This window comes from Pseudomonas rhodesiae (assembly GCF_013285305.1).
In the GTDB taxonomy this organism is placed as follows: domain Bacteria; phylum Pseudomonadota; class Gammaproteobacteria; order Pseudomonadales; family Pseudomonadaceae; genus Aquipseudomonas; species Aquipseudomonas rhodesiae.
The window spans coordinates 43,602-56,362 of record NZ_CP054205.1; the positions used below are offsets into that span (position 1 = coordinate 43,602).

Here is a 12,761-nt window from a genome sequence, read left to right on the forward strand (position 1 = left end):
TACAGCCAACGATCAAGACCGCTGACCGCTCGCTGCGAGCAATTCCTTCAAGATCGTTGCCGGGTCGGCCCGCTGTTGCTTGCGGTAGTTGCCGACATGGCGAACGAACAGTGTTGCGCGCGTCACCAGGCTCTTGCCGAGCACCGGTTTGCGATCCAACTCTTCCTTGATCCGTTGAAACTGCGCCTGGATCACCGCATCGGTATAGCGGGTGCCGGTGGCCAGGTTGTCGATATAGATCGCTACCGCGCCGTCGAGCGCGCTGCGACCGTTCTGGATGGCCGTGGCAAACAACTGCGCGCTGGCTTCGTCTTTGTTGTCCAAGGCCTGCTGCCGACTCTTCTGCAAGTTGATCAGCCGAATGTTGTAGTTGCTGATGGTCTCGGCCACCAGGGCCGCCGACTGGATCAGGTTACCCGCCGCTTCTTCGCGCTGTTGAGCGATCAGCGATACGTTGCGTTTGAGTTCCTCGTTGACCAGGCCCAATTCGGCTTGCAGCTTGGGGTCGACGCTGGCGGCGATAATGCTGTCCAGGCGCTTGGTCGGGTCCTGAGCGTCGTCGATGGCATCGGTCAGCGAGGCCAGGCGACCTTCTTTCTGCCACTGCGCAAACAGCTCCTTGTAGCGCGAGCGCGGCGCCGACAGTGCGCCAATCGCCACGCGGAAACCGGTGGTCTCGTTGCTTTGCTCGGTGCCGTCGGCGGCGAACAATGGGTACTCACGGCGCATGCCGGTGAACAACGTGCCCTCGCCTTCCAGGTAATTACCGCCCTTGACCACAAACCCGCCATAGGTGCCCTGGCGGCGGCCGGCGTGGACCAGCTGGAAGGATTCCTGGACCATTTCCGCAGCGTTGCCAATCACATCGAACATGCCGATCGGGTTGGGCAGTTTGGTGCCGATGGGCATCAACCGCGCGGCCTGGCCAGTACCGCCGGCCACTTGGTTGAAGACAGCGTAGTCGCCCAGCGGGCCGTCACTGTCGCTGCCTTCGGTGCGACGCGGGAACAGCCGCCCTTCCAGGTCCTGACGGCTCACGGCCTGGGCGCCGCGGGCGGCGAATTCCCACTCCACTTCGGTGGGTAGGCGTACAAAGCCCACACCGCCATCGTCCTCGGACGAGCCGCGACCACTGACCGGCAGCGCATCCCGGTGATATTTGAGCAGCCAGGCGCTGTACACCGCCGAGAACCGCTCGGCCTCAAACCGCGACAACTTCACCTTGGGCAAACGCGCGGCCATGCCGGTCGGCGCGTCACAGGCCGGGGCCGGCTCACCGCTGGCCAGGGATTGCGCCTGGGCCATCACCTGAGCGTATTGGCGCGCGGTCACTTCGTACTTACCGATGAAATACAGCATCGGTTTGAGCGGCGTTTTGGCGTCGGTCTTGGGCATCAACGGCGTGATGACTTTGCTCCAGTCCTTGGGCAGGTCTTTGAGGGTGAACTGACCGTTGATGAAGTCGCGACGGTAGCCGGAGATAAACGACTGCTGGTAACCGGCTTCGCCTTCGCTGAAGGGGTAACCGAGGCTGATCTCACGGTCATCGAGAGTGCCCTGGGCCAGCACGTAGGCGTAGCGGAACACCATGTTGCCTTCGCAGGGCAGCGGCAGGCTCACGTCATCCGGCAACGGTTTGGGGTTGTCCAGCTTGTCGCTGGCTTCATCGGCCCAGGCCAGGGAGGCCAGGCTCAGCGCCACACAGGCGCCCAATAACTTATACATCTCTGATCCCTTCAGAAGCCTGGATACGCGCCACCCGCCAACCGCCACAGGCCGCCGCCACGGCGCTGACGCCGAGCACGGCCACCAGGGCCAAGCCATAGTGATGCGCCAACAGATGACTGGCGTGTTCGCCCGGCACCTGCACGAATAATTGATTCAACCCTGCCTCGGCCAGGCCGTATAACCCGGCGCTGAACACGGCGGCAAACCCCGCGCTGTACAGCGCCTGCAACACCACAAACAGCAACAGCGCACCGGTGGAAAACCCCAGCAGGCGCAGCACCGACAATTCTCGACGCTTGCGCGCCACCGCGGCCAGGGCACCGGCGAAAATCGCCGCGAACGCTCCGGCCAATGCCAACCCGGCGATGATCCAGAACACAATCGACAGGTTGCGACTCAAGGATTGCACCTGTGCAATGCTCAACGCCTGGGTCGACACCAGCATGTTCTGTCTCGCAAAAAACACTCGTAACGGCTCCACATCGTTGAGGCCGCGCGCATACAAACGAAACGCCGGGTAGACGCGCTGCTCACCCACGCCTGCCGCCTCACCGTCCCACCCCAGCGCCGGCACCGCACGGCCGTCGCGATAGTCTTCCGCCGCTTCGAGCAAGCCCAGCCCGGCGAACAGTCCGTCCCGGGCGAACGCTTCCAGGGGCAACACCGCCAGCACCTGCAACCGTGTATCACGCGCCTCGACACGCCCGGCCACTTGCCGCGCGAAACGGGTCTCCAGCCAGTCACCGGGCCGTGCCGCGAGTTTCTCGGCGGCGGTGTGGCTCAGGACGATCTGCTCCAGCCCCTTAGGCACCGGCAAGCCGCCGAGCAGCGGATCGCCCGGCGCGGTCGGCAGCATCTCCAGCACCAACGTGCCCACCTGCGCCGTGGCCGCAATCTGCCGCGTGCGCGGGATGGCGAACGCCACGTCCGGCCGTTGACCCAGTTGCTCGATAAACGCGCTGCTGAATCGACCACCGCCCAGCGGAATAATTTCACGGGTGGCGGGGTCCGTCTCCAAACGTTCGGTCAAACTGCTGACCAGTCCAAATTTCAGGCCGAATAACACCAGCAACGGTGCGATCACCGCCACCAACGCCAGCACCGAGCAGGCCGACAGCCACACGTCGTTGCGGTAGTCCTGCCAGGCGAGCGACGCCACCAGAGGGATGCGCATCAACCGGCCTCCCCCAGCGTCGCCGTGACGCCACCGTCGCTATCGCGTCGGCAATGGATGCGTCGAACCTGCAAGCCACTGGCGCGAGCCAACGGCTCATCGTGGGTGGCGATCACACAGGCGGCGCGATGTTCACGGGCCTGAGCCAGCAAGGCGTGCATGACCCGCTCGGCATTCAATGGATCGAGGGACGCCGTGGGTTCGTCCGCCAATACCAGTTGCGGCGCATGGGCCAAGGCACGGGCACAGCTGACGCGCTGGCGCTGGCCCACCGACAACGCCGAAGGCTTCTTGCCCAACTGATCGCTGATTTCCAATTGGTCGGCCAGGCGCGCCACGCTGCCGTCATCCTTCAGGCCAAGTAGCTGGCGGGACAACGCGATATTGCCGCGCACATCCAGAAACCCCAGTAGCCCGCCGGTTTGCAACACGTAACCCAGGTGCTGACTGCGCAACCGGGCCAAGGTCGATTGCTGATCGGCGCGCCACAGCCCGGCAATGTCCTGTTGATTGAATTCAAAGCGGCCTACCTGATCCGGCGCCAGCACCAGTGCGAGCAGGTCCAGCAAGGTGCTTTTGCCACAGCCGCTGGGCCCGACTATCGCCACTTGCTCGCCCGCACGCAGGTGCAGCGCCGGGATCACCAGGCTGTAGCGCTGGCTACCGGCGCCCCGGCTCTTGTGCACGGCGCTCAGGTTCAGCATCACGGCAGCGTCGACAAGGGCACGCGGTACAACGCGTCGCCCGGCTCGGCATCGCCGAAACGGACCCAGTTGGCCACGTCGTTGTGGAAGGTTTCGTAGAGGCGGATTTTCGAATCCAACTCGTCGATAAAGTCTTCCTGCTCGGCCACGCTCAACGACAACCACAAATCCTGGGTCATGTTCAGCGACTTGCTGCGGTACGGCAGGCCCTCCAGGTATTCGCCGAGGATGCCACCGTCGGCCAGGTTGCCGCCCTTGCGCAGGGCCTGCGGGTCGCGGCTCATGTAGGCCGAGGCGCTGGCGATTTCCTGGAAGAAGTCCTTGGGTGAGGTCTGGGTTTTGCGCGCGGCGTCGACGATCAGCTTGAGCGATTGCTGCAAATCGTTGAGCTGCAGCTTGGTCAGCATCACGCACACTTGGAACGCCGGCAGCGCCGGGTTGGTCAGGTCGCGGTCGGCGGTCCAGGCGCTGACCAGTTGCGGCGCCTGGCTTGCAGTTTTGCGACCGAGGAAGTCCATGTGCATCGCATAACCGACCGCTGCGGATTTATCCGCCAGGCTTGGTGCCGAGCTGAGCGTCGGCACCGCTTGCGGTGTGTTGCTGCGCACTTGGTGAACGAGGTTGGCGAACACCGTGCCGATCTCATCCACTCGTTCGCCCAGTTTGCGTACGTCGCCGCCCGGCACCGGCGTGTAGAGGTCGCCGATCTGTGGGTTGGCGTCGGCGGTAAGAATGCGGTATTGGCTTTCGGCGCCAGCGTGGGTTTTCTTGCCGGCGTCGGTGCGCAGGTGCAAGGCGTAGATTTTGATCTGCTTGCCCAACGCAGCCTGGCGCACTTCGGCTTCGTTCATCTGGGTGGCGGCGAACGGGTCGTTCTTGCGCAGCGCGCCGGCATCGGTCACCAACAGGATGATGCGCCCGCCGTAGCCGGACCAGTCCATGCCTTCGACGGCCTGCATTACCCCGGCAAACGCATCTTCGTTGAACGAGTGGCTGGAGACCGTCGAGGCTTTGACCTGGCGCGCCATGTCGAGAAAGCGTTGCGGGTCGCGGCCCTGATCGAGGGTGATCAAGGTTTTGGCCACGTATTCCAGGCCAGGAGTTTTCTTGATGCTGTTACGGAAGCCCACCAACCCGAAGCTCACGCTGTCCAGCTCGCCACGTTCGGCGATGCGGGTTTGCAGTTCGTGTACCACGTCGCGGACCTGGTCGATATACGGCTGCATCGACACAGTGGTGTCCACCACCAACACCACGGCTGTGCGAAACGCATCGGCGTTGGCGTTGAGTACCGGCGTTGCGGGCTTGGCCACGGGGCTGCTGCCGGGGTCGATGGAGGCCACGTTAAGCAACTGCACCGGCTGGCCGTTTTCGTCGAAGCTTTCTTTGGAATCGAAGATCGGCAGCAGATAAAACTGGTTCTGCGGCACCGCGCTGGCGGCCGGTTCCAAGGCCAGCACCTGGCCGTTGTCTTCACTATTTTTCTGCGCCTTGGCCAGCACGTTTTTGGCGGCGGCGGGGTCGGCGAGCAATTTCTCCACTTCGCCGGATTGACGCAGGAACATCACCGGTGCGCGGCCCGAGCGTTCGGTGAACTTGAGCACCAGGCTCTGCTTCCAGTCGCTGACCTGAGTGGCCGGCAACCAACCGTCGCTGCGACCATCGGTGGCGGCGCCGACGCGCACCCACGGTTGGCCACCCACGTCTTTACGCTGGTACACGTACAGCACGGAGAACGCCGGCAGCGCCTTGCCCGGCGCACTGCCGGCGTCGCTGGAGAGTTTCGCGCCGGGCTTGCTCAGCACGCGCTGGAACAAGGTTTTCTTGCCCGCCATCAGCAACGGGCGGCCGCCGCCGTCCGCTTCGGCCACTGCGGGTTTGACCTCTGGCGGCGCAGTCGGCGTCGGTGGCGGTTTCGGCTGGCTGGCGGTAGGCGCCGGCACTGGGGTATCGCTGCGACTCATCCACCAATAACTGGCTCCCCCAATGGCCAATGCCACCGCGACCGCCACGGCCGCCAATGCTAACACCGGTCCGCGCCGTTGCTCGCCGTGCTGGGTCGGGGTGACCACCGGCTGACGCGCTGGCGGCGGCGTGGGCTGTGGCTCTGGTTTGCCGGTAGGAATCTCGATGGATTCCGGCGTCATCCCCGCCAGGTCGAAACTGAGCGGCAGAGCCACCGGCCGCACCAGCGTGGCTTCCGGCGAATCCGCCGGCAGTTGGTCCAGCGCCAGCAGCAACGCCGCCGCATCCGGGAAACGGTCGGCGGGGTCTTTGGCCAGCAACTTGCGCAACACGCCTTGATAGCGGCCGTGATGCACCGGCAATTCCGGCAACGGTTCGGTCAGGTGGGCCAGGGCGGTGGAAAGCGCATCGGTGCCGTTGTACGGCAGCTCACCCACCAGAATTTCATACAGCACCACGCCGAGGGCGTAGAGGTCGGCACGCCCGTCGATCTCCTGGCCGCGCGCCTGCTCCGGGCTCATGTAGCTCGGGGTGCCCACGGCGAAACCGGCCTGGGTGAATTGGGTGCGGTCGTCCAGGGACTTGGCGATGCCGAAGTCCGACAGCACCGCCGTACCATCGGCGCGGAACAGGATGTTCGCCGGTTTGACGTCGCGGTGCACCAGGCCCTGGGCATGGGCGTAACCCAAGGCCGAAGCAATCTGGCGAATCAACGTCACGCCCTGCTCAGGCGTCATGCCGGCGGCGATGCGCTCCTTGAGCGTGCCGTTGGGCAGGTATTCCATGGCCATGTAGTACAGCTCACCGACATTGCCGATGTCATGGATGGTCACGGTGTGGGGGTGGGACAGGCGCGCCAGGGTCTTGCCCTCGCGCAGGAAGCGCTCGCAGAAGCTCGGGTCGGCCGCCAGGGCCGCTGCCATTACCTTCAAGGCCACCTTGCGCTCCAGCGAGCGCTGGGTCGCCAGGTACACGCTGGCCATGGCGCCTTCGCCGATCTCGCCTTCGATGTCATAACCCGGAATCAGGATGTTCATGCCGATACCTTCACGACGATGGCGGTGATGTTGTCCGGCGCGCCGCGGTTGAGGCCCAGGTGCACCAGGCTGCGCACGATTTCATCCGGCGTGTCATGGCCGAGCACTTCGCGGATCTCATGGTCTTCGACGGTCTTGTTCAGGCCATCGCTGCACAGCAGGTAGGTGTCCCCCGGGGCGATTAGCAGGTCGACTGTCGCCAGGTTCAGGTGCGCTTCCACGCCGATGGCGCGGGTGACGATGTTGGCGCGCGGATGCACACGGGCTTCGGCTTCGCTGAGCAGGCCGCTGTCTTGCAGGTCTTGCACGTAGCTGTGGTCGCGGGAGATGCCTTCGAGCACACCATCGCGCAGGCGATACAGGCGACTGTCGCCGGCCCACAGGCATACGCCACGCAGGCCACGAGCGGCGAGGAGCACCACGGTGCTGCCCATCATGGTCACGCCACGGTGGGCGGTCTCTTCGCGCACGGCGGCGTTGATGCGCACCAAATCATTGCGCAGCGCCGCCGTGTATTCATCCAGCGAGCGCCCCAACGGCACATTGCGCAGGCTGTCGACGATCAAGCTGCTGACATAATCCCCCGCCGCATGCCCGCCCATGCCGTCGGCCACCACCCACAGGCGGTTCTCCGGCAGGTCCAGGCAGGCGTCTTCGTTGACCTGGCGCACCATGCCCACATGGCTTTTGCTCGCGGATTTGTACGTCGACCCCATCTACACCACACCTTCTTGTCCGAGCAAAAACTGCGCAAAATCGCTGGCGGCAGGCAGGCCCTGACACCGCAATAAACCAGGAGAAATCTGTTGCGAGCCTCGGCCCCACCACAGGCTGGCGCCTTCGCAGGCCTGTTCGGCCAGCGCGGCCAGTCGCCCTTGGGGCACGGTCGCGGCGACGCGTTGCAAGCCCGCAAAGCGGCTGTCGAGTGCACGCGGTTCAGTGGTTGGCACGCCCAAGCGGTCGAGGCCCTCGTTGAAGCCTTCGAAGGTTGCGCCGCTGTCCAGAGTGCCGAGCAGCAATTGCTCGGCCTGCTCGAACCAGGCGTCCGGCCCTCCCACCAGCGAGGCGGGGTTAGTGTCGTGATCCAGCAGCGCCACCACTGCCAGCGGGAAATACCGCCCGACCCTGTCAATGCTCGGCATCACCACACCTGCGGCGGCGTCCGGCCCGCACACACCCGGCGCCAGCACAAAGCGCCACAGTGGACTGACCAGGTACGCATTGAGCCAGTCACCGCCCAGGCTGTTCTGGCTGGCGAGCAACCCCGCCGCCAGCCAGCTGTCCCACGGGCCGATAAAACTCTGCGGCAAAGCGCGGCTGACGAAATCGCCACGGCTGGCCAATTTGCCGTAGAAACCCAACGTCGTCATAGCCGCTCCGGCAGGCTGAAACCGCTGAGCACCCGGCTCTTAAACGGGTTGAAAGCACTGTTGGCGCGCAGCTCGTACGCGATGCTCGCGCCGTCGACCCGCAGGCGCAGGTTGAAACGGTCCGGCGAGTTGCCGGGGGTCAGGTCCGACTGTTCCAGCAGGCGGAACCACGCCCACGGGCCGTCGAGGGTCACGCCCGAACGGCCACTGGCCGATGGCGGCATGATGGAAATACGCACCACGCCAATGCTGCCCGGGTTCGGCCATTGCATCGCCACCGGGCGGCTCGGGCCATGGTCGTAGCTCAGTTGTTGGCCGTCGAGGTCGAGCAGGAACTGGGTGATGCTCGGGTCCATCGACACCGGTTTAAGCTCGAACCGCACAATCGGTTGGGTGCCGCCAGAGCGGAAGAACGCATCGCGAATCGTCGCGGCACGCTGGAAGGTTTGCAGCACGCCCGGCGCGATCCCCAGTTTCTGCGCCGCGCCCGGCTGCCAGCGCCAGGTCTGCGCGGAGGTGTCCACATAGGGTTGCAGGTATTTGCGGAAGTAGTTGTCCATCACCCCGCCCACGCCGAAGAACTGGCCGAAGTCATCCAGGGTGGCGTCCCGTGCGCTGCCCGGCGACATCGGGTAACGCCCGGCCAGCGACTGGCGGTACACGTTGACCACTTCGCTGACCCACGCCGCGTTCAGTTGGTTACGCACCCCGCCCATCATGCTGTTGGTGGTGGAATTGACCACCGACTTGACCATGCCCTGCACCAGCGGCGGCTGGCGCTCGGCATTCAGGCTGACCCGTGTGGCCGCAGCCGCCGCCTGGTTCTTCGCCTCGCCGAGCAACGCATCGCCGCTGGCGCCGACCATGGCGCTGACCTGCACATACAGCGCATTCATGTCCGCCAGCAGGCCGTCGATGGCCGCCGGTTCGCCTTCATTCTTGCTGACGATGCTGTTGAGTTCGGCAAAGTGCGCAGTGACTGGATCGTCCGTCGCCGCCGGCGCGTTGGCCGTAGCTTGCTCCTGGCCCAACAGGCTGCCGAGGCGTTCCTTGAGCTTGTCGACGCCGCCTTCGACCGGCACCCCTTTGGCGGCCAGTTGGCGTTCTTCGGCTTGCAGATCGGTTTCCTTGGCCACCGCCACCAGCAGTTTTTTCAGTGGCGACGTCGGGCCGGAGATCACCCGCAGCACGTCGGCGGCCTGGGCCACGCTGGTGATCGGCACAAAGTCGATGTCCGCCAGCAAGGCGTCCCATTGGCGCTGGTAGTCCTGGAAATACAGGCGCCGCACATCGGCGGCCAGGCTCACCACGTTCTGTTGATCGGCCTGTTCGTGGCCCAGCACCCACTGTTCTTCGGCGAGGGTGCCGGTCTGGTTCAAGCTGCTCAGCAGGAAGGCCTGACGATAACCCTTGGCGGTAAAGAACCCACTCAACGGCTCGCCCAGAGGCTTGCCGCTCTTGCGGCTGAACACCAGCGCGGCATCACGCCCGGCGGCTTCGTTGATGCGAAAGTCCGGGATACCGTCGGGCAGTTTCTGGCGCTTGACCCGGTCATACACACGCTGCGCCACCGGCAGTTGTTGCAATTGACGACGCAGGTCGTCAATCAGCCGCGGGTCCAGGCGTGCGTTCGGCGGATGGCGTTCGAACAGGGCCTGCAAGTGCCCGGTCAGCGCCTGGCGCTGATCGGCCGGCAGGTCCCGTGGCAGGTTGCGGTCCCAGTCCAGGGCGATCCACGCCTTGATGAAGTCCGGGTCGTAGTGCTCGCTGTCGGCGAGCATCAGGTAGGCCTTGAGGCCTTCGTAGAGGAAGTCGGAATTGCCGCCGCCGTGCAGTTGTTCCTCGATGCGCGTCACCAGTCGCGGGGCGAATACGGCAATCAACAATTTGCGGTAGACGCTGGCGGACTCGGCTTCGAGCATGTCGCCCTGATACAGCCCCAGGCCCTCGGACCAACTCGGCGAATCCCCTGCCAGGTTCTTCACCGCATTGAGCAGCGGCAGCACCGCGAGTACGTCGCGCTGTGCCGGGCTGAGGTTTTGCACGGTCTGGCCCAGGGGCGCGACCTTCTGGTCGACCTGAGCGATATAAGCCTGGTTGGCGCGATAACTGACCCACCACAGGCCGCTGACCACCACCACCAGGGCTACGGTGGCCGCGAGGACACCGCGCGCGATCCACTTGCGACGCCGCTCGACCTTGGGATTGACGCCCACCAGGCCACGTTCGGCAAAGGCGACGGCGGTGAACAGTTTTTCGATGAAGTAGCTGCGCCCGGTGCCACTCTGGCGCGCCAGGTGCTGGCGGTCCAGGTTCATGCTCTGGGCCATGGCGCCGATCAGGCGGTCGATAGGGCTGCCTTCCTGGGTGCCGCTGGTGAAATACACGCCGCGCAGCAACACACGCTCTTCAAACGCGTTGGGTTTGAACACACCTTCGAGGAAGCTCTGCAGGCAATCCTTCAAGGCCCCGAATTGCTGCGGGAAGCCGTAGATCAGGTCGCGCCGCGCCGGGTCGCGCTCCTGTTGCAGGCGTTCCACCAAGCGTTCGTTGAGGCGCTGTTCCAGGCCGGCGAACTCGCTTTGCAGATGCGCCAGCGGGCTGTCGGTGCTTTTGCCGTCGTCCAGGGCAAAGGTCATGCCCCACACCTGGGCGCGCTCTTCCTTGCTCAGGTTGTCGAAAAACTCCATGAAGCCGGGGACCAAATCGAGTTTGGTCAACATCAGGTAGATCGGGAACCGCACGCCCAATTGCGTGTACAGCTCCTGGATCCGCAGGCGAATCGCCGCCGCGTGGGCGGCGCGCTCGGCGTCGGTGCCGAGCAGCAAATCCGAAAGGCTGATCGCAATGAATGCGCCGTCGATGGGGCGGCGCGAGCGTTGTTTTTTCAGCAGGTCGAGAAAGCCCAGCCACGCGGCTTTATCCACCGCCGAGTTGCTGTCCTGGGTGGTGTAGCGGCCGGCGGTGTCGAGCAATACGGCCTGGTCGGTGAACCACCAGTCGCAGTTACGCGTACCGCCGACGCCACGCACCGCCCCGGCGCCCAGCTGCGCGGCCAGCGGGAAGTGCAGGCCGGAGTTGACCAGCGCGGTGGTCTTGCCCGAACCCGGCGGGCCGATGATCACGTACCACGGCAGTTCGTAGAGGTTGCGCCGCTCGTCGCCGCCAAGTTTGGCTTTCTTGAGCAGCGCCAGGGCCTCGTCCATGCGCTGGCGCAGGGTGGCGAGTTCTTCGGCGGTGGCCACGCTGTTGGGGTCCACCGGGGCGTCCGCCGCCAGGCTGCGCATCACTTCGGCGGCCTGGCGGCGCGCCTGGATAATGCGGAACACGCGATAGGCGATCCACACCGCGAACATCAGGACGATCAATGCCCAGCGGCGCCCTTGCGGCACCAGCACGTCGAGCAACGGCCCGACAAACCAGATGATCAGGCTCAGGGCGATCAGGCCCAGTACCGGGATCACCCAGCGAATCATAAAACTGAAAAACGCCTTCACTCGACGCCCTCCGCCAATACGGTGATTTCAACCCGACGATTGCGGGCACGGCCTTCGGCGGTGGCGTTGGTGGCCACCGGCTCAGTGTCGCTGCGGCCCTCGGCGCTGAAGCGCTCGCCCTGGCCGGTCTTGGCGGCGAGGATCTCCAGTACCGACTTGGCCCGCGCTTCAGACAGCGCCCAGTTGGATGGGAAGCGCAGCGTGGCAATCGGGCGGTTATCGCTGTGCCCGGTCACGCGCACCTGGCCCTTGACCTTGCGGATGGCGTCGGCGATGCGCAGCATCAACGGCTGGTAGTCATCGACAATGCTGGAGCTGGCGGACGCAAAGAGTTCGTCGCCACGGATTGTCACCACCGAGCGGTCGACGGCATCTTCCACCGCCACCCGGCCAGCCTTGATGTCGTCCACCAGGAAGCCGGCCAGGCGTGGGCGTTCGATGACCTTCGGCTGCGCCACAGGGCGGTCGATGCTCTGCACCGGGATCTCGCCCAGGGCATGGATATTCTTGAACACCGGTTCGGCCTGGCCCGCCAGCAGCATGCGTAAGACGAACAGCAGCGCCAGCAGCAGCGCCAGGCCGATGGCCACGGCGATCCACGGCGGCATAAATTGCGCCAGGCGATCTCGCGCCACGGTCACGCCGCGCCAATGCGGCGACAACTCGCGCTCGTGCTCGCCACGGGCGCTGCGAATCGCCGCAGCGGTGCGCTCGCGCAGGGCTTCCAACTGGCTGCGGCCGTCGTTCATCACGCGGTAGCGACCTTCGAAACCCAGGCACATGCACAGGTACAGCAACTCCAGCAGGTACAAGCGTTCCCGAGGGCTTTGCAGGCAATGGTCGAGCAACTGGAAGACTTTTTCGCCGCCCCAGGCTTCGTTATGCACGGTGATCAATAGGCTCTGCTTGCCCCACTCGCTGGTGCTGCCCCACGGCGTGCTCAGCACCGCCTCATCCAGGGCGGTACACAACGCATAGCGCGCCAGCAGCACTTCGTTGCGCGCCACGCCGGCGGCCTCGGCACGCTCTTCGAACTGGCGCAGGTAGGCCAACAGTTGCGCGCGCAGGCTGGCCGGCGCCGGGTGGGCGATGGTGTTGCGCAGCCGCGTCAGCAATGCCAGCAGCGGGCCGGCGGCGCTTTCCAGCGGGTTGAGGCCCTGGCTCTTGCCGGTGAGCATCGGCGCGGCGGGCACTGACAAAGGCGCGGGCTCTGCACGCGCGGGTTCCGGCGCACGGCCACCCGGGCGCGGCATGAACTGGGTGCGGTCGTCATCATTGGGATGCAT

At 65.0% G+C, this 12,761-nt stretch carries 8 protein-coding genes; all 8 read right to left on the reverse strand.

The genetic code is table 11. From position 1 onward, the window contains the following. Positions 1 to 12: 12 nt before the first annotated feature. From HRH33_RS00230 to HRH33_RS00265, 8 genes are read right to left on the reverse strand one after another with little or no spacing between them, the layout of a single operon-like run. Entirely contained in the window at positions 13 to 1,725 is a 1,713-nt protein-coding gene (locus HRH33_RS00230) for a formylglycine-generating enzyme family protein (RefSeq protein ID WP_167416950.1), read from the reverse strand. Further along, positions 1,718 to 2,902 carry an ABC transporter permease family protein gene (locus HRH33_RS00235; protein ID WP_167416949.1) on the reverse strand — a complete coding sequence of 395 codons (1,185 nt, stop codon included), beginning with the start codon at positions 2,900 to 2,902 and terminating at the stop codon, positions 1,718 to 1,720. The genes HRH33_RS00230 and HRH33_RS00235 overlap by 8 nt, the downstream gene beginning before the upstream one ends. Next, complete coding sequence (locus HRH33_RS00240; RefSeq protein ID WP_034139827.1) at positions 2,902 to 3,606, reverse strand: ABC transporter ATP-binding protein; 705 nt, start codon at positions 3,604 to 3,606, stop codon at positions 2,902 to 2,904. The genes HRH33_RS00235 and HRH33_RS00240 overlap by 1 nt, the downstream gene beginning before the upstream one ends. Continuing rightward, positions 3,606 to 6,608, reverse strand: a complete 3,003-nt coding sequence (locus tag HRH33_RS00245; RefSeq protein ID WP_167416948.1) for a serine/threonine-protein kinase — start codon at positions 6,606 to 6,608, stop codon at positions 3,606 to 3,608. The genes HRH33_RS00240 and HRH33_RS00245 overlap by 1 nt, the downstream gene beginning before the upstream one ends. Then, complete coding sequence (locus HRH33_RS00250; RefSeq protein WP_034115462.1) at positions 6,605 to 7,324, reverse strand: PP2C family protein-serine/threonine phosphatase; 720 nt, start codon at positions 7,322 to 7,324, stop codon at positions 6,605 to 6,607. The genes HRH33_RS00245 and HRH33_RS00250 overlap by 4 nt, the downstream gene beginning before the upstream one ends. Then, a complete protein-coding gene (tagF, locus tag HRH33_RS00255) occupies positions 7,325 to 7,978 on the reverse strand; it encodes a type VI secretion system-associated protein TagF (protein ID WP_034115463.1) in 654 nt (217 codons plus the stop codon). It abuts the gene before it with no gap. Beyond that, positions 7,975 to 11,475 (reverse strand): type VI secretion system membrane subunit TssM, encoded by a 3,501-nt coding sequence (gene tssM, locus HRH33_RS00260; protein ID WP_040266745.1) that lies wholly within the window; start codon positions 11,473 to 11,475, stop codon positions 7,975 to 7,977. Before tssM ends, tagF begins: the two co-directional genes overlap by 4 nt. Then, on the reverse strand, positions 11,472 to 12,761 hold the full coding sequence (locus HRH33_RS00265) for a DotU family type VI secretion system protein (protein ID WP_034101501.1): 1,290 nt from the start codon (positions 12,759 to 12,761) through the stop codon (positions 11,472 to 11,474). Before HRH33_RS00265 ends, tssM begins: the two co-directional genes overlap by 4 nt.